The 16,689-nt window shown below is 68.0% G+C and carries 13 protein-coding genes; 5 read left to right on the plus strand and 8 right to left on the minus strand.

Annotated elements, in window-relative coordinates; translation table 11 throughout:
- Window positions 1-86: 86 nt before the first annotated feature.
- Both HMPREF2716_RS27295 and rarD read left to right on the plus strand, forming a co-directional pair.
- Window positions 87-947, plus strand: coding sequence for a carboxylate/amino acid/amine transporter (locus HMPREF2716_RS27295; protein ID WP_003092000.1), 861 nt, complete (start codon window positions 87-89; stop codon window positions 945-947).
- On the plus strand, window positions 944-1,843 hold the full coding sequence (rarD, locus tag HMPREF2716_RS27300) for an EamA family transporter RarD (protein WP_003091995.1): 900 nt from the start codon (window positions 944-946) through the stop codon (window positions 1,841-1,843). Before HMPREF2716_RS27295 ends, rarD begins: the two co-directional genes overlap by 4 nt.
- A gap of 20 nt (window positions 1,844-1,863) precedes the next feature.
- Here the strand turns inward: rarD and HMPREF2716_RS27305 are convergent, their stop codons facing one another.
- A complete protein-coding gene (locus tag HMPREF2716_RS27305; RefSeq protein ID WP_003103763.1) occupies window positions 1,864-2,460 on the minus strand; it encodes a C40 family peptidase in 597 nt (198 codons plus the stop codon).
- 456 nt (window positions 2,461-2,916) lie between these two features.
- Here HMPREF2716_RS27305 and HMPREF2716_RS27310 point away from each other — a divergent pair, with 456 nt between their 5' ends.
- A complete protein-coding gene (locus tag HMPREF2716_RS27310; RefSeq protein ID WP_003103761.1) occupies window positions 2,917-4,611 on the plus strand; it encodes an NAD-dependent malic enzyme in 1,695 nt (564 codons plus the stop codon).
- Window positions 4,612-4,732: 121 nt separating this feature from the next.
- On the opposite strand, the gene HMPREF2716_RS27315 is transcribed toward HMPREF2716_RS27310, so the two are convergent.
- The 4 genes from HMPREF2716_RS27315 to HMPREF2716_RS27330 form a co-directional block, all read right to left on the minus strand.
- Window positions 4,733-5,191 (minus strand): NUDIX hydrolase, encoded by a 459-nt coding sequence (locus HMPREF2716_RS27315; protein WP_003113894.1) that lies wholly within the window; start codon window positions 5,189-5,191, stop codon window positions 4,733-4,735.
- Window positions 5,188-5,730, minus strand: coding sequence for a dihydrofolate reductase family protein (locus tag HMPREF2716_RS27320; protein ID WP_003119560.1), 543 nt, complete (start codon window positions 5,728-5,730; stop codon window positions 5,188-5,190). The genes HMPREF2716_RS27315 and HMPREF2716_RS27320 overlap by 4 nt, the downstream gene beginning before the upstream one ends.
- A gap of 19 nt (window positions 5,731-5,749) precedes the next feature.
- Entirely contained in the window at window positions 5,750-7,078 is a 1,329-nt protein-coding gene (locus tag HMPREF2716_RS27325) for a mechanosensitive ion channel family protein (protein ID WP_003103754.1), read from the minus strand.
- Window positions 7,079-7,245: 167 nt separating this feature from the next.
- Window positions 7,246-8,613 carry an MFS transporter gene (locus tag HMPREF2716_RS27330; protein WP_003113893.1) on the minus strand — a complete coding sequence of 456 codons (1,368 nt, stop codon included), beginning with the start codon at window positions 8,611-8,613 and terminating at the stop codon, window positions 7,246-7,248.
- A 185-nt stretch (window positions 8,614-8,798) separates the two neighbouring features.
- On the opposite strand from HMPREF2716_RS27330, the gene HMPREF2716_RS27335 reads away from it, so the two are divergent.
- Window positions 8,799-10,139 carry a DEAD/DEAH box helicase gene (locus tag HMPREF2716_RS27335; protein ID WP_003122185.1) on the plus strand — a complete coding sequence of 447 codons (1,341 nt, stop codon included), beginning with the start codon at window positions 8,799-8,801 and terminating at the stop codon, window positions 10,137-10,139.
- A 121-nt stretch (window positions 10,140-10,260) separates the two neighbouring features.
- Here HMPREF2716_RS27335 and HMPREF2716_RS27340 read toward each other — a convergent pair whose 3' ends face one another.
- Window positions 10,261-11,976 (minus strand): MFS transporter, encoded by a 1,716-nt coding sequence (locus HMPREF2716_RS27340; protein ID WP_003103747.1) that lies wholly within the window; start codon window positions 11,974-11,976, stop codon window positions 10,261-10,263.
- Between the two features lie 216 nt (window positions 11,977-12,192).
- Here HMPREF2716_RS27340 and HMPREF2716_RS27345 point away from each other — a divergent pair, with 216 nt between their 5' ends.
- Window positions 12,193-13,518, plus strand: coding sequence for a phospholipase C/P1 nuclease family protein (locus HMPREF2716_RS27345; RefSeq protein ID WP_003453529.1), 1,326 nt, complete (start codon window positions 12,193-12,195; stop codon window positions 13,516-13,518).
- Between the two features lie 128 nt (window positions 13,519-13,646).
- Here the strand turns inward: HMPREF2716_RS27345 and HMPREF2716_RS27350 are convergent, their stop codons facing one another.
- Together HMPREF2716_RS27350 and HMPREF2716_RS27355 are read right to left on the minus strand one after the other, a co-directional pair.
- Entirely contained in the window at window positions 13,647-13,877 is a 231-nt protein-coding gene (locus HMPREF2716_RS27350) for a YheU family protein (RefSeq protein WP_003091959.1), read from the minus strand.
- A 50-nt stretch (window positions 13,878-13,927) separates the two neighbouring features.
- Complete coding sequence (locus HMPREF2716_RS27355; protein WP_003106637.1) at window positions 13,928-16,684, minus strand: hybrid sensor histidine kinase/response regulator; 2,757 nt, start codon at window positions 16,682-16,684, stop codon at window positions 13,928-13,930.
- Window positions 16,685-16,689: the final 5 nt, after the last annotated feature.

Genomic DNA, 16,689 nt, shown 5'->3' on the forward strand with positions numbered 1-16,689 from the left:
GCGGCGAGGGTGGCCGCGGGCCCGCGCGGCCTTCCTTGGCGGCGGCAAAAACGTTATGGTCGGCGCCCCATCCTGGTGCCTGGTCCATGCGTTATCTACTGTTCGTCACCGTCCTCTGGGCGTTCTCCTTCAACCTGATCGGCGAGTACCTCGCCGGCCAGGTCGACAGCTACTTCGCCGTGCTTACCCGGGTCCTTCTCGCTGGCCTGGTGTTTCTCCCGCTGACCCGCTGGCGCGGCGTCGAACCGCGTTTCGTCGGCGGGGTGATGCTGGTCGGCGCGCTGCAGTTCGGCATCACCTACGTCTGCCTGTACCTGAGCTTCAACGTGCTGACGGTGCCCGAGGTGCTGCTGTTCACCGTGCTGACGCCGGTCCACGTGGCCCTGTTCGACGACCTGCTCAACCGCCGCTTCAACTTCTGGGCCCTGGCCGCCGCGCTGGTGGCGGTGCTGGGCGCGGCGATCATCCGCTACGACGGGATCACCGGCGAATTCCTCCAGGGCTTCCTGCTGCTGCAACTGGCCAACGCCACCTTCGCCGCCGGCCAGGTGCTGTACAAGCGCCTGGTGCGCAAGTACCCGTCCGAGCTGCCGCAGCGCCAGCGCTTCGGTTATTTCTTCGTTGGCGCGCTGCTGGTGGCGTTGCCTGCCTGGCTGCTGTTCGGCGATCCGCAGCGCCTGCCGGCCGGCGAGCTGCAATGGGGCGTACTGGTATGGATGGGGCTGCTGGCCACCGCCCTCGGCCAGTTCTGGTGGAACAAGGGCGCCACCGAGGTGGACGCCGGTACCCTGGCGGTGATGAACAACCTGCACGTGCCGGTCGGGTTGCTGCTCAACCTGCTGATCTGGAACCAGCACGCCGACCTGCCGCGCCTGGCCCTGGGCGGCGCGGTGATCGTCGCTTCGCTGTGGGTCAACCGGCTCGGCCGGCGCGAGGTGCGTGCATGAGGATTTCCGGACAGGGCGTGCTGCTGTCGCTGGCCGCCTCGGTGCTGTTCGTTACCCTGCCGGGCTACGTCCACCTGCTGGAGCCGCTGGACAGCCTGCAGGTGGTGGCGCATCGGGTGGTCTGGTCGATCCCGATGGTATTCCTGCTGGTCGTCGCCACCCGCCAGTGGCCGACCCTGCGCGCCGCCTGGCGCCGGCTGTTCGCCGAGCCCTGGCTGCTGGCCTGCTTCCCGCTGACCGCGGCGATGATGCTGCTGCAATGGGGCATCTTCATCTGGGCGCCGTTGGCCGGGAAGACCCTTGAACTGTCGCTGGGCTACTTCCTCCTGCCGCTGGCGATGGTGCTGGTGGGGCGGGTGTTCTACGGCGAGCGCCTGACGCCGCTGCAGGCTATCGCCGTGGCCTGCGCGCTGGCCGGGGTGCTCCACGAGTTCTGGCTGACCCGCGCGTTCTCCTGGGTCTCCCTGGTCACCGCGCTGGGCTATCCCCCGTACTTCATGCTGCGGCGCAGGATGGGCGTGGACGCGCTGTCCGGGTTCGTCTTCGAGATGCTCTTCCTGCTGCCGCTGGCGTTGGCCGCGCTGTACTGGCTGGGCGACGAGAGCCAGGCCTTCCGCGAGGCGCCGCGCCTGTGGCTGCTGCTGCCGATGCTGGGGCTGATCAGCGCGCTGGCCTTCGGCGCGATGATGGCTTCCAGCCGGCTGCTGCCGATGGGGCTGTTCGGGATTCTCAGCTACGTCGAACCGGTGCTGCTGTTCCTGGTGGCGGTACTGTTCCTCGGCGAGGCGTTCCGTCCCGAGCAGCTATGGACCTACGCGCCGATCTGGCTGGCGGTGCTGTTGACCGGCTGGGACAGCGCGCGCCTGCTGAGGAAACAGGCGCGGCGGGGCATCTGAGCGAGCCGCAGGCGCCGGAATCAGCGCTTGCGGGTGCTTTCGACCTGGGCGAGGGTGGTCGGCAGGATGCGCTTGCCGGCCAGGTAGTGGCGTTTCCAGTAGCTGCTGTTGAGGTCGGAGACACGGACCTTCTTGCCGCGCCGCGGCGCGTGCACGAAGCGGTCGTTGCCGACGTAGATGCCGACGTGGTCGACGCTGCGGCTGCGGATCCGGAAGAACACCAGGTCGCCCGGTTGCAGCTTGCCGCGGGAGACCTTGTTGTTGTCCATGTTGTAGATGGCGCGGGCGGTCCGCGGCAGGTCGACGTCGTCGACGTCCTGGAACACATAGTTGACCAGGCCGCTGCAATCGAAGCCTTTCTTCGGCGTGGTGCCGCCCCAGCGGTAGGGGGTGCCGATCATGCTGAAGGCGCGGTCGGTGACTTCGGAAGCGGCGGCCGCGACCACCGAGCGGTTGGCGGACTGGCGGGTGCTGACGACCCGGCTGGGCGACAGGGTGGAATTCTTCGACGGCTTGAAGGTGTGGGTGACCTGGTTGGAAGCCAGGCTGGGCGTCGAGAGGGCGGCCAGAAGGGCCGCGAAGCCTACAGACAGGCATGTCAAAAAGGGTGAACGCATTTCGGCATGTCTTCGCGTGCGTGAATAACGGTCCAGGCTTCCGCTGGTTCGTGGTTACTCTCTGTTCATCGGAGTGTCTTCTGGGTGACCGGAACGAGCCCTCCTGACTCTTCCGACCAGGCCGTCAAACGAAACGGCCAACTGCTTCCGGGCCTGGATGCATTCAGGTTGTCCCGGCGATAACGGGCTTAACGAAGGAAAATCGGGGACTCATCGGCGTTCCCAGCGTATTCCCCTACGAAAGCGGCGGCTATTGTGACCTATTTTGACGCCAGCCTTCTGACCATTCGTCGAATGATCGGTTCCGGATGTGACGCGCCGGTTTCGCCGTGCAAGTGGCGATACTTGCGGGTCCGGCAATGACCTGTTGTTCGCCGTGGCCTTGGAAAGCCTCTGCGCCGGGGGTATGTTCGTGGTCCCCGTACCCGAGTGAAGCCCGTAGAAGCGAGTCCAGATATGACCGAAACAGCCAAGCGTCCCTTGTACGTTCCCCATGCCGGCCCATCGCTGCTGGAGATGCCGCTGCTGAACAAAGGCAGCGCGTTCAGTACCCAGGAACGCATCGATTTCAACCTGCAGGGCCTGCTGCCGCACAACATCGAGACCATCGAGGAGCAGACCGAGCGCGCCTACAGCCAGTACAACCTGTGCAACACCGATCTGGACCGCCACATCTTCCTGCGCTCGATCCAGGACAATAACGAGACCCTGTTCTTCCGCCTGCTCGAGGAGCACCTGGAAGAAATGATGCCGATCATCTACACCCCCACGGTCGGCCAGGCCTGCCAGGAGTTCTCGAAGATCTACCGGACCCACCGCGGCCTGTTCATCTCCTACCCGGACCGCGAGCGGATCGACGACATCCTGCGCAGCGCCACCAAGAACAACGTGAAGATCGTGGTGGTCACCGACAGCGAGCGGATCCTCGGCCTGGGCGACCAGGGCATCGGCGGGATGGGCATCCCGATCGGCAAGCTGTCCCTGTACACCGCCTGCGGCGGTATCAGCCCGGCCTACACCCTGCCGGTGGTGCTGGACGTCGGCACCAACAACCCGGACCTGCTCAACGACCCGATGTACATGGGCTGGCGCCACGAGCGGGTGAGCGGGGCGCAGTACGAGGAGTTCGTCGACCTGTTCATCCAGGCGATCAAGCGCCGCTGGCCCAACGTCCTGCTGCAATTCGAGGACTTCGCCCAGACCAATGCCATGCCGTTGCTGGAGCGCTACAAGGACGAGCTGTGCTGCTTCAACGACGACATCCAGGGCACCGCCGCGGTGGCCGTGGGCACCCTGCTGGCGGCTTGCAAGGCCAAGGGCGAGAAGCTCAGCGAGCAGACCGTGACCTTCGTCGGCGCCGGCTCCGCCGGTTGCGGCATCGCCGAACAGATCATCGCCGCCATGCAACTGGAGGGCCTGGACGAGGCCCAGGCGCGTCGGCGCATCTTCATGGTCGACCGCTGGGGCCTGCTCACCGACGACATGAGCAACCTGCTCGACTTCCAGCACCGCCTGGCGCAGAAGCGCGCCGATCTCGGTGCCTGGGGCGGCCAGCAGGGCGACGACCTGGCGTTGCTGGAAGTGATCCGCAATGCCCGGCCGACGGTGCTGATCGGCGTCTCCGGGCAGCGCGGGCTGTTTTCCGAAGAGGTCATCCGTGAGCTGCACAGCCATTGCAAGCAGCCGCTGGTGATGCCGCTGTCCAACCCGACCTCGCGGGTCGAGGCGACTCCGCAGGAAATCCTCAACTGGACCGACGGCCAGGCGCTGGTCGCCACCGGTAGCCCGTTCCAACCGGTGCAGGTGGGCGACAAGCGGATTCCCATCGCCCAGTGCAACAACGCCTATATCTTCCCCGGCATCGGCCTGGGGGTGATCGCCGCGCGGGCCAACCGGGTCACCGAAGGCATGCTGATGGCCGCGGCCAACGCCCTGGCCAACTGCTCGCCGATCGTTACCCAGGGCGAGGGCGCCGTGTTGCCGGCGCTGGGCGACATCCGCGAGGTCAGCAAGCGCATCGCCGTCGCCGTGGCCAAGCAGGCCCAGGCCGAGGGCAAGGCCCTGCATACCAGCGACGAGGTACTGAACGACGCCATCGAGGCGAACTTCTGGTTCCCGCGCTACCGTGCCTACCGCCGGACTTCGTTCTGAGGCTCTGCCGCAGGCTGCGCACGGGGGAGAGGCGTTAACCGCCGATATTCCGCGCGATCGGTGCGAGAACGCGAAAAGGCCACCCCGAGGTGGCCTTTTTCGTTGACGGTAGCGCTAGCGCTCAGCGCACATGATCGGGGCGCGTCCGGTGTTCGGCCTGGGTTTCCGGGTTTTCCGCCGCGCGCCGCGCCAGGGCCGGCAGGACATGATCGCGCAGCAGCGGCGCGAGATTGTCCGGCTGCGCTTGGCCGGGGACCAGCCAGGCCAGTTCCTCCAGCTCCGCCTGCGCACAGACGGCGTGGGGCAAGCGGGCGACGTAGATATCGGCATCGACGCGGGTGTTCGCCTCGTTGGCCGCCGGCGCCTGGAAGCTGCCGAGGTGCTCGAAGGTCGAGGCGCCCATCGGCAGGCGCAGTTCCTCCAGCAGTTCGCGCTGTAGCGCGGCGAGGGGCGTTTCGCCCGGCTCGCGCTTGCCGCCCGGGAGCATGAAGGCCTGGGTGCCGCGCTTGCGCACCAGCAACAGGTTGCCCTGGTCGTCGAACAGGCAGGCGGCGGAAATGCTCAGCAGGTTGTCGGTCATTGCGGGTCGTCCTCGGCGATCACCTGGTAGCGCATCTGTACGATGCCGCTGTTGTAGCCATGTTGTTCCAGCAGTTGCAGGCGCCGCTCGCGGCCGCCGGCGAACAGCGGGATGCCGGCGCCGAGCAGCTGCGGAATGACGCTGACGATCACCTCGTCGAGCAGCCCGGCCGCCAGGCAACTACCGGCGAGGCTGCCGCCGCCGGCCAGCCAGACCCGCCGGCAGCCCTGTTCGCCGAGGCGTGCGAGGCCTTCCTGGGGCGTGCCATGGCGCAACTCGACGCCTTCCACCGCGCTCTCCCGGGGATTGCGGGTGAGCACCTGGCAGGGCTTGCCCGGATACGGCCAGTCGCCGAAGCCGCGCACGATATCGTAGGTGCCGCGGCCCATCAGCAGCCCGTCGATGCCCTGGTAGAAGCCGTTGTAGCCATGGTCGTTGCCGCCCTCGGCGAAACGGTCGAGCCAGTCGACGCTACCGTCGGGACGGGCGATGAAGCCGTCCAGGCTGGTGGCGACGTAGTAGATCAGGTGCGGTTTCATGGACGGCGCTCCCCTCGCTTCAGACAGTGGCTTCGTCGCTGCGGCTCGGTGCGGCCAACGCCTCGAACGAACGGGCCTCGGCGTCACGCCCTTCGAGCATGCCCTGCAGCCCCTGGCGCAGGTCCTGGCCGCTGGGCTGCTGGTAGGCGCCGAGGCCGAACTCCGGCATCACCGCCAGCAGGTAGTCGAACACGTCGCCCTGGATGCGCTCGTAGTCGACCCAGGCGGTGGTGCGGGTGAAGCAGTATATCTCCAGCGGGATGCCCTGGGCGGTCGGCTGCAACTGGCGGACCATGCAGGTCATGTGCGGATGGATGTCCGGATGGTTCTGCAGGTAGGCGAGGGCGTAGGCGCGGAACGTACCGATGTTGGTCAGCCGGCGGCGGTTGGCGGCCAGCGGGGCGACCCCGCCGTTGGCGGCATTCCACTCCTGCAACTCGGTCTGCTTGCGGGCCATGTATTCGGTGAGCAGGCGCACCTGGCTCAGGCGCCGCTCTTCCTTCTCGTCGAGGAAACGCACCTGGCTGGAGTCGACGTAGATCGCCCGCTTGATCCGCCGTCCGCCGGACTGCTGCATGCCGCGCCAGTTCTTGAACGACTCCGACATCAGGCGCCAGGTCGGCACCGAGACGATGGTCTTGTCGAAGTTCTGCACCTTCACGGTGTACAGGGTGATGTCCACCACGTCGCCGTCGGCGCCGACCTGCGGCATCTCGATCCAGTCGCCGACTCGCAGCATGTCGTTGCTGGTGAGCTGCACGCTGGCGACGAAGGACATCAGGGTGTCCTTGTAGACCAGCAGGAGGACCGCCGACATCGCGCCGAGGCCGGACAGCAGCAGGAGCGGCGAGCGGTCGATGATGATCGAGACGATGATGATCGCGCCGAACACGAACACGGCGATCTTCGCCAGTTGCACGTAGCCCTTGATCGAGCGGGTGCGGGCGTGCTCGGTACGCGCGTAGATGTCCAGCAGGGCATTCAGCAGCGCTGTGAGGGCGAGGATCAGGAACAGCACGGTGAAGGCCAGTGCCAGGTTGCCGAGGAAGTGCGCGGCCTTGTCCGGCATCTCCGGGATCCATGGCAGGCCGAATTGCACCAGCAGCGAGGGCGTGGTCTGCGCCAGGCGCTGGAACACCTTGTTGCGGATCAGGTCGCCGAGCCAGTGCAGCGCGGGCTGGCGGGCGAGCAGGTTGGCGGCGTAGAGGACGATGTAGCGGGCCACCCGGCCGAGGATCAGGGCGCCCACCAGCAGCAGGCCGAAGGCCAGGCCGGCGTGCAGGATAGGGTGTTGGTCGAGCGCCGACCAGTACCCGGAGAGCTGGTCGAGAAGGGATGTGGAGTCCATGGACAGGCGACTTCCTTTGTTGCGGGCGGGGGGGACGGGCCGGCCCCGCGGTTGAACGGACATCCCGACGCGGGGGCCGGGAACGCACAAAGGAACCAAGAGTGCCCCATCGGGCGCCGGATCGCATCCCCGACGTGTCTACAAAGGTTTTCCGCCGACGCGCGGGCTCAGCCGGCAAGCTCCTCCAGGGTGCGCCCGCGGGTCTCGATGCCGAAGGCCCAGACCACCAGGGCGGCGACGCCGAAACAGAGGGCGCCGAGGGTGAACACCCCGCCCTGGCCGGTGAGCGGCAGGACCAGCCCGGTGACCAGCGGGCCGAGCAGCGAGCCGATCCGCCCGACCGCCGAGGCGAAGCCCGAGCCGGTGGCGCGCGCGGAGGTCGGATAGAGTTCCGGGGTATAGGTGTAGAGCACCGCCCACATGCCGAACAGGAAGAACTGCATGGCCAGGCCGAAGCCGATCAGCAGTGCCAGGCTGCCGCCGAACACCGCGGTCTGGCCGTAGGCGTAGGCCATCGCGCCGCCGCCGAGGAGCATCAGCACGCAGCTCGGCTTGCGGCCCCAGCTTTCCACCAGCCAGGCCGCGCAGAGGAAGCCGGGTATCCCGGCCAGCGAAATCAGCACCGTGTAGTACACCGACTGGGTGACGGCGAAGCCGGATTGCTGGAGCAGCGCGCTGAGCCAGGAGGTCAGGCCGTAGAAACCGAGCAGGGCGAAGAACCACAGGCCCCAGACGGTCAGGGTGCGGCGCCGGTAGGCTGGCGACCAGAGCTCGGCGAAGGCGCTGAAGAAGCCCGGACGGCTGCGTTCCCGCTGCGGCTGGCGCAGCGGCGGCGGCAGTTCGGTCAGGCCCAGCGAACGCATCACCCGTGCTTCTATGTCGCGCAATACCCGGTCCGCCTGTTCGCGCCGGCCGGCCTGCTCCAGCCAGCGCGGCGACTCGGGAATCAGGAAGCGGATGGCGAGGACGAACACCGCCGGCAGCGCCAGCACCAGGAAAATGCTGCGCCAGCCGGTCAGCGGCAGCAGGAAGTAGGACAGGCAGCCGGCAGCGACGAAGCCCAGCGGCCAGAAGCCGTCCATCAGCGCAATGTACTTGCCGCGGCGGCTGGCCGGGATCATCTCCGACAGCAGCGACTGGGCGATGGGAAACTCCATCCCCATGCCGATCCCCAGCAATACCCGGTAGAAGGTCAGGCTGTCGAGGTCGCCGGCGGTGGAGCACAGGTAGCTGGCCAGGCCCCAGAGCACGATGCTGGCCTGGAATACCGGCTTGCGCCCGAAGCGGTCGGCGAGCATGCCCGACAGGGCCGCGCCGATCACCATGCCGAAGAAGCTCGAGCTGGCCAGCAGCCCGGCCTGCGCCGAGTCGAGCCCGAACTCGGCTTTGATCGAGCCGAGCAGGAAGGTCATCATCGCCAGGTCCATCGAGTCGAAGAAGAACGCCAGCGCGATGATCACGAAGACCAGTCGGTGATACGGACTCAGCGGCAGCCGTTCGAGGCGTTCGGCGGCGGATGCGGGCGCGTCGGGCATGACCTGGTTCCTCTGGGCGGCGGGCGTCGAACGAGTCTGCGATCGCCGCCCGCGCCGTGCTTGCCTGGCGGCGACCCGGCGTCGAGCCGATTGCGACGCCGGCGCTGGCCGTCGCGCCGCGCGAATAAAGCCTGCGCGCCGGCGCGGCAACCGTTAGGCTATGCACCTGTCCATTTTCACGTGCAATGCCGAGGTCTCCCTTGTTCAGCCAATTTCCCCTCCACGAACGCCTGCTGAAGGCACTGGAAAGCCTGTCCTTCAGCGAGCCGACGCCGGTCCAGGCCGCGGCCATTCCCAAGGCGCTGGAGGGGCACGACCTGCGGGTCACGGCGCAGACCGGCAGCGGCAAGACCGCGGCCTTCCTGCTGCCGCTGCTGCACCGCCTGCTGGCCGAGGACAAGCCGCGCTCCCTGGCGCGCGCGCTGATCCTCCTGCCGACCCGCGAGCTGGCCCAGCAGACCCTCAAGGAAGTCGAGCGCTTCGCCCAGTTCACCTTCATCAAGGCCTGCCTGATCACTGGCGGCGAGGACTTCAAGGTGCAGGGCGCGCGCCTGCGCAAGAACCCGGAGATCATCATCGGCACCCCCGGCCGCCTGCTCGAGCAGCGCAACGCCGGCAACCTGCCGTTGCAGGACATCGAGGTGCTGGTGCTGGACGAGGCCGACCGCATGCTCGACATGGGCTTCGCCGACGACGTGCTGGCCCTGGCCAATGCCTGCCCGGCCGAGCGCCAGACCCTGCTGTTCTCCGCCACCCACAGCGGCGCCGGGTTGAACAAGGTGATCGCCGAGGTGCTGCGCGAGCCGCAAGTGCTGCGCCTGAACCAGGTCGGCGAGCTGAACGAGAACGTCCGCCAGCAGGTCATCACCGCCGACGACGTGGCGCACAAGGAACAGTTGCTGCAATGGCTGCTGAGCAACGAGACCTACACCAAGGCCATCGTCTTCACCAATACCCGGGTCTCCGCCGATCGCCTGACCGGGCGGCTGATCGCCAACCAGCACAAGGTCTTCGTCCTGCATGGCGAGAAGGACCAGAAGGACCGCAAGCTGGCCATCGAACGCCTGAAGCAGGGCGCGGTGAAGATCCTCGTCGCCACCGACGTCGCCGCACGCGGCCTGGACGTCGAAGGCCTGGACCTGGTGATCAACTTCGACATGCCGCGCAGCGGCGACGAGTACGTGCACCGCATCGGCCGGACCGGTCGCGCCGGCGCCGAGGGCCTGGCGATCTCGCTGATCTGCCATGGCGACTGGAACCTGATGTCGAGCGTCGAACGCTACCTCAAGCAGAACTTCGAACGACGCAACATCAAGGAACTGAAGGCCGCCTACCAGGGGCCGAAGAAACTCAAGGCGTCGGGCAAGGCCGCCGGCAGCAAGAAGAAAAAGCAGGACAGGAAGGGCGCCGCCGCCAAGCCCGCGGCCAAGCGCAAGCCCGCCGCGCGGCCGAAGGCCGGGCCGTCGGCGGTGGTCAGCGCCGACGGCATGGCGCCGCTCAAGCGCAAGAAGCCGACGGCGGAGTGATCGCGCGCCGCCGACCGCTTCGGAGGGCGGATAACCGTTTGCTGTTATCCGCCGCGCCGGCGTTGGATGGCGGATAACGCCGCTGGCGCTGTCCGCCCCGGGGGACTGCCTGGCCCCGTTCTCAGCTCCCCGCCGTCGCGCCCGCCTCGTCGTTGGCCGGCGGCGTGGCGCTCTTCACCAGCGGCGTATCGTAGCTGCTCGCCTCGTAGCTCACGCAATGGCGGATCTGCGGCGGACCGTCGCCGGCATGCAGGGCGGTGACGTTGTCGATGACGATCTTGTCGGCCAGGGTCATGCGGTCGAGCATGCGCAGGTGCTGGATCCAGTTGTCCACCAGGAACAGTTCCTGCCAGACCTCCGGGTTGCTCACGTCGCGGAACAGCGACCAGCGCTCCGCGCCGTTGCGCAGGCGCAGGCGGCGCAGCGGCTGGGCGGCGCGAACGAAGTCGCGGGTGCGCTCGGCGGGAATCCGGTATTCGATGGAGACCAGCACCATGCCCCGCCGCGTGTTGAAGACGAAGCTCGGCTGCCCGGGCATGCTCGCCGGCGCGCGGGAAATACTGGCGGCGTCCATTTCCGGCAGGCGCGAGTTGTACAGGAGGATCACCGAGGCCAGCAGCAGGCAGCCGGCGGCCAGCAGCGCGCCGTGCACGGTCATGGTCTCGGCGAGATGGCCCCAGAGGAACGAACCCAGCGCCAGGCCACCGTACAGCGCGGTCTGGTACAGCGCCAGGGCGCGCGCCTTGATCCAGTCGGGGACGAGGATCTGCACCGCCGAGTTGTAGGTGGCGAGGGCGCCGATCCAGCAGCCGCCACCGAGGATCAGCACCGGGAACAGGACCCAGAGGTTGTCCACCAGGCCGAGGGTCAGCAGGATCAGCGCCAGGGTGAAGCCGGCCAGGCTGATCAGCCGGCTGCTGCCGATCCGCTGGCGCAGGCGCGAGACCTGGGTGCTGCCGAGGATCGCGCCGAGGCCGAGGGCGCCGAGCATGTAGCCGTAGATCGCCGCGTCGCCGTCCGGGTTGCGGTGCGCCAGCAGCGGCAGCAGGGCCCAGACCGCGCTGGCGGAGAGGCCGAAGGCGAAGGAGCGCATCATCACCAGGCGGGTGACGGTTGAGTACTGGGTGAAGCGCAGCGCCGCGGTGACGCCTTCGAGGATGCCTTCCGGCGGCAGGCTGCGCTTGGGCACGTCGCGCCGCCACTGCCAGATCGCCCAGATCAGGGCCATGTAGCAGAAGCTGTTGAACAGGAACACCCAGGCCGGTCCCACCGCGCTCAGCAGCAGGCCGCCGAGGGCCGGGCCGGCGGCGCGGGCGACGTTGTAGTTGACGCTGTTGAGCAGCACCGCGTCGCTGACCATGCGCGCCGGCACCTGCTCGTTGACCGCCGCCTGCCAGGCCGGGATGGTCACCGAGCCGCCGAGGGAGATCCAGAGGATGGAGATGATCAGCAGCACCGGGTCGAGGTAGCCGAGGAAGGCCAGCAGGGTGGCGAACATCGCTCCGGTCATCTCGAAGCTGAGCCCCCAGAGCATGATCTTGCGCCGGTCGTGGTTGTCGGCGATGACCCCGGAGAGGATCGACAGCAGCACCAGCGGCAGCGCCGCGGCGACCTGGATCATCGCCACCATCAGCGGGCTGGCGTGGGCGTCGGTGACCACCCAGGCGGCGGCCACCGACTGGGCCCAGGTGCCGAGGTTGGCGAACAGGTTGCAGATCCAGATGATGCGGAAGGCCTGGATCGAGAACGGCGCCCAGGTGCCGGTGCGTTCTGGCTTGGCCGCTTGGCCTTCGGGTTTGAGGGGCAGGTCGTGCTTGGGCGAAACGGACTGGAGCATCAGATGGGTGCCTTGTATCAGCGTGCCTGATGTCGGGAAAGTCTAGCCGCCTGGCGCCTGGGCGCCATTGATGGCGGTCATGGGGCCGGCCCGGCGTGGATAGACATTGGTCCGATGGCGCTATCGGAGAGTTCCGATGTCCAGGCAGGACAGTGCCCTGGGTGTCCCGCATTGGTAGGCTTGCCGGCACCGAGTCGAGACAAGAGCGAAAAGCCGATGAAGTTGCTGTTGCGTTGCCTGCTGCTGGGGGCGTGGGTCGTCTCGCCGAGCCTGTGGGCCTGGTCCAACCATACGGTGGGCAGCTACCTGGCATTGCGCGAGCTGGCGGCCATCCGCGAGGCGCCGGAAGTCGAGGTGGAGTCGCTGGAGGCGTTCCTCGCCGCCGAGCGCGGCGGACTGGCCGCCCTGCTGGACGAGCAGGAAGCCTACGCCCGCGCGCATATCGGCAACTACCCGGCGCGTCCGGACGCCCTGCGCTTCGCTGCCGAGGGCGAGGCCGGCGACTTGCGTCAGGCGTTCCTCGCGGCGCTGCGGGTCAACCCGGAGATCCGCCTGGCGCTGGCGCTCCAGCCGCTTCCCGGGCAGGACCAGCCGCAGCGTCCGCACCTCAAGCCACAGGAGGTGCTGGTGTTCCAGAACCTCTCGCCGTGGACCGCCTGGCGTTTCATCCGCCTGGAGCCCGGCGAGCGAGTCGCGCCTCTGGCAGTGCTGGCCACCGCCGCCGACGAACCGGACTACGGCCACGACATCAACCTGTTCAGCGACAACCCCGGCGAAGCCGGCCAGCGCTACGGCTTCGGCACCCAGCCATTCGGCGACCCGCGCTTCGAGTTCAGCTCCCAGGCGCCGTTCCACATGGGCTTCTATCACGAGGCGGCGGTGATCTACAGCGGCGCGCCGTTCCTCGCCCGGGCCTGGCCGGAATGGCGTGCCTACCAGTACTTCGGCCTGTCCCGCTTCGCCTTCGCCAACGGTCATCCCTACTGGGGCTACCGGTTCCTTGGCTGGGGCATGCACTACATCCAGGACATCACCCAGCCCTACCACTCCACGCCGCTGCCCGGTGCCAGCCTGGCGGCGATGCTACAAATGGAGGGCAAGGCATTGCTCGGCTACCCGGAGGAAAAGCAGGCGGCCATCGAGCGTGTCGCGAACCGCCATACCGCGGTGGAGAAATACCAGTTCGACTGGCTGCGCCAACTGCTCCGCGACGGCCGCCCGCAGCCGATGCTCGACGCCTACGCCGACACCCGCCGCGACGGTGCCTATCCGGCCTATTCGCCGACCTACTTGCGCGAGGTGGTGGCCGCCGAGTCGAACGCCCACGCCGCGGCCTTCGACGCCGCCATCGGCGAATGGCTGGCCGCCCGCCCGGCCTCCGCCGCGCAGGACTTCAGCGAGAGCAACCAGCCACGCCCCGAGGCCCACGACAATGCGGGGCTGAACGCGCAACTGATCGAGCTGATCGGGCATTTCGGCGCGCATAGCCGGAACATCGCCAGGGCGGCGTTGGAGACGGAGGAGGGTGGGGCGAAGGAGTGAGGGGGCGGCGGATGAGCGGCGGATAACCGCGAGCGGTTATTCGCCCTACGGAGCGGGGGCCCAGTCCGGCTTTTTCGGGGTGTGTAGGGCGGCGAACCCGCCCCCGCCAGGCGGGGCGATGCCGAGACTCAGTCGCGCAACAGCTCCGCAGGCACCTCGCTGCGCAACATCAACTGGCACTGCTGGCTCTCCGGGTCGAACAGGATCACCGCCTCGCCCCGCCGCAAGGCATGCCGGGCGCGTTCTACACGCACGTCCAGCGGGGTCTCGTCGCCATTGTCGGTGCCTTCGCGGGTGACGAAGTCTTCCAGCAGGTTGTTCAGGGTGTCGGCTTCGAGCAGGTCGTGGGGGATCAGCATGGCGGTACTCCGGTATGGCGGCGAATGCTAGCGCGACGCATCGCGTACTGTCATGCCTGTCGCGAAGGCTGGCCGAGCAGGCGTTCGAGGGTGGCATAGAGTTCCGCCCGGTCCACCGGCTTGCCGAGGTAGGCGTCCATGCCGGCCTCGATTCCGGCCCGGCGGTGTTCGTCGAGGATGTGCGCGGTCAGGGCGACGATCGGGACGCGCGGCCAGCCCTGGGCACGCTCCTCCCGGCGGATCAGGCGGGTCGCCTCGAAGCCGTCCATTTCCGGCATCTCGCCATCCATCAGGATCAACTGGATGCCGTTCGGGTCGCGCAGGTACTCGTCCAGCGCGAGCCGTCCGTTGCCGGCCAGGCGCACCGCGTAGCCGCGCTTGGCGAGGAAGCCGCGCACCACCAGCTGGTTCACCGGGTTGTCCTCGGCGACCAGGATGCATGGGGCGTCCAGGCGTTCGTCCGGGGCCGCCTCGCTGCTCCGCCCTGGCTGTCGGCGCCGCTCCCGGTACAGTTCCAGCAGGGCTTCGCGCAGGGCCTTCACCGCCACCGGCTGGGCCAGGGCCAGCAGGCGCAGGCCTTCGTGCGGCGGCAGGTCCTGGCAGTGCTGCGGCGGGCATAGCAGGAGGATGCGCTGGCCTTGCTCCAGTTGCGCATAGAGGGTGTCCAGCCAGATCGACGGCGGCCCCGGCCAGGGCGCCGCCAGGACCAGCAGGGGCGGTGCGCTGAAGTCCTCCAGGTAGGCGTTCAGCCGTCTCGGCTGCAGGCAGCGTTCGACCCGCAGCCCCCAACGCTCCAGCAATGCCTGCAGGCAGTCCAGGGTCAGGTTGTCCTCGCTGGCCAGCAGGGCCGGGCGGTGTTGCAGCAGTTGCGCCAGTTCATCCGCTTCGCCGGCGTCGAGGGCGGGGCTGAGCGGCAGGTCGACGCTGAACCGGGTGCCCTTGCCCGGCTCGCTGCTCACCTCGATGCGCCCGCCCATCATCTGCACCAGCTCCCGGCTGATCGCCAGGCCCAGGCCGCTGCCGCCGTAGCGGCGGGTGGTGCTGGAGTCGGCCTGGGAGAAGGATTCGAACAGGGTCTTCTGCGCCTGGGCGGATATCCCGATGCCGCTGTCGCTGACGCTGTACAGCAGGCGCTCGTGTCCGCCCTCGTCGAAGCGCCGCTGCACGCGCACGGCGACATGGCCTTCGGCGGTGAACTTGAGGGCATTGCTGAGCAGGTTCATCAGTACCTGGCGCAACCGCGTCGGGTCGCCGTTGAGGCGGCGCGGCACGCCCCTGTCCAGGCCGAGATGCAGGCGCAGGCGTTTTTCCACGGCCTGGGCGCTGAACAGCGCCAGGGTGTCGGAGAGCAGTTCCTCCAGGTCGAAGTCGATGCGCTCCAGGTGCAGCTTGCCGGACTCGATGCGAGCGTAGTCGAGGATATCGTTGATCACCGACATCAGCGCGCTGCCGGAGCTGGCGATGGTCTCCACGTAGGCCGCCTGGCCGCGGTCCAGCGGGGTGTCGCGGAGCAGTTGCAGCATGCCCAGCACGCCGTTCAGCGGGGTGCGAATCTCATGGCTCATCTTCGCCAGGAAGCGGCTCTTCGCCTCGTTCTCTACCCGCGCCTGCTCGGCCGCCTGGCGCGAGCGGAAGCCTTCCTCCTTGAGCGCATTGATGCGGTCGGCGAGGCCGATGGACAGGGTCACCAGTTCCACGGTCATGCCGATCTTGACCACGCTGCTGCCGAACAGGCCGAACAGTTCGAAGCCCAGCGAGGCGGCGGTGGTGACCAGGAACGACAGCAGCAGCGCGCCCCAGGCCAGGATGTAGTAGAGGCCGTAGCGCAGGCCCTGGCGCCAGACGTGGACGCCGGCCAGCAGCAGGCTGAGGGACACCAGCATCACCGTCAGGCTGGCGAGGACGTTCCAGGCGCGCAGCCCCACCAGCGGCTCGCTGGCCAACAGGACCACGCAGGCCAGCAGCAGGCCGCGGAGGAAGCGGTCGAGGCGCGGGAAGTCGCGGCGGGTGTAGAGGTAGCCGCGGCTGAACTGGATCGACACCAGGCAGCTCAGGTACATCAGCAGGTAGATGCCGGCCGACTCCAGCGCCACGTGTCCGGGCAGCAACTTGAACAGCAGGCCGTCGAAGCTGGCGGAAAACAGGCCGAGGCTGAGGTTGTACAGCAGGTACCAGGCATAGGTGGCCTCGCGTAGCGAGACGAAGAGGAACAGGTTGTAGCAGAACAACCCGAACAGCACCCCGTAGAAGGCCCCGTTGAAGCCCATCAGGGTTTCCTGGCTGGCCGCGCTGGCCGCGTAGGTGCTGAAGTACAGCGGCACGTAGACGGTGCTGGTGCTCTGCACGCGCAGCAGCAGGGTGCTCTCGCCGGGCGGCAGTCGCAGCGGGAACCAGAAGTTGCGCACTTGCACCGGGCGCTGGGAGAAGGCGAACAGGTCGCCGCTCTCCTGCTGTTCGATGCGCCCATCGGCGGTCAGCAGGTAGACCTTGAGGTCGTCCAGCAGCGGGTAGTTGATCTCCAGGAAACCGGCCAGGTCGGTGCCGTTGCGGTTGTCCAGGCGCACCCTGAACCACCAGGCCGCGGCGTTCTTGCCGAAGTTCGCGTGGTCGCCGCGCAGGGCGGCGAAGGCCTGCGCCGGCAAGGCGAGGATGTCGCCCAGGCGCGCCTTGCCGCCGGCGTCGCGGTAGTACTCGGCGTATGCGCCCAGGGACAGGCGCAGGTCCTCTCCGTCCAGCGGCGCGGGCGGCTGCGCCCGGGCCGGCAGCGCGCAGCAGAGCAACAGCAGGACCAGGCAGAGTCGGGACATGCAAC

Source organism: Pseudomonas sp. HMSC076A11, from assembly GCF_001810205.1.
GTDB lineage: Bacteria > Pseudomonadota > Gammaproteobacteria > Pseudomonadales > Pseudomonadaceae > Pseudomonas > Pseudomonas aeruginosa.

What these genes read in the sequence shown, in the direction of transcription:
- HMPREF2716_RS27295 (WP_003092000.1), top strand. Translation starts at nt 87, where the DNA reads ATGCGTTATCTACTGTTCGTCACCGTCCTCTGGGCGTTCTCCTTCAAC.
- HMPREF2716_RS27325 (WP_003103754.1), bottom strand. Translation starts at nt 7,078, where the DNA reads ATGGACTCCACATCCCTTCTCGACCAGCTCTCCGGGTACTGGTCGGCG.
- HMPREF2716_RS27310 (WP_003103761.1), top strand. Translation starts at nt 2,917, where the DNA reads ATGACCGAAACAGCCAAGCGTCCCTTGTACGTTCCCCATGCCGGCCCA.
- HMPREF2716_RS27340 (WP_003103747.1), bottom strand. Translation starts at nt 11,976, where the DNA reads ATGCTCCAGTCCGTTTCGCCCAAGCACGACCTGCCCCTCAAACCCGAA.
- HMPREF2716_RS27350 (WP_003091959.1), bottom strand. Translation starts at nt 13,877, where the DNA reads ATGCTGATCCCCCACGACCTGCTCGAAGCCGACACCCTGAACAACCTG.
- HMPREF2716_RS27305 (WP_003103763.1), bottom strand. Translation starts at nt 2,460, where the DNA reads ATGCGTTCACCCTTTTTGACATGCCTGTCTGTAGGCTTCGCGGCCCTT.
- HMPREF2716_RS27355 (WP_003106637.1), bottom strand. Translation starts at nt 16,684, where the DNA reads ATGTCCCGACTCTGCCTGGTCCTGCTGTTGCTCTGCTGCGCGCTGCCG.
- HMPREF2716_RS27335 (WP_003122185.1), top strand. Translation starts at nt 8,799, where the DNA reads ATGCCGAGGTCTCCCTTGTTCAGCCAATTTCCCCTCCACGAACGCCTG.
- HMPREF2716_RS27345 (WP_003453529.1), top strand. Translation starts at nt 12,193, where the DNA reads ATGAAGTTGCTGTTGCGTTGCCTGCTGCTGGGGGCGTGGGTCGTCTCG.
- HMPREF2716_RS27320 (WP_003119560.1), bottom strand. Translation starts at nt 5,730, where the DNA reads ATGAAACCGCACCTGATCTACTACGTCGCCACCAGCCTGGACGGCTTC.
- rarD (WP_003091995.1), top strand. Translation starts at nt 944, where the DNA reads ATGAGGATTTCCGGACAGGGCGTGCTGCTGTCGCTGGCCGCCTCGGTG.
- HMPREF2716_RS27330 (WP_003113893.1), bottom strand. Translation starts at nt 8,613, where the DNA reads ATGCCCGACGCGCCCGCATCCGCCGCCGAACGCCTCGAACGGCTGCCG.
- HMPREF2716_RS27315 (WP_003113894.1), bottom strand. Translation starts at nt 5,191, where the DNA reads ATGACCGACAACCTGCTGAGCATTTCCGCCGCCTGCCTGTTCGACGAC.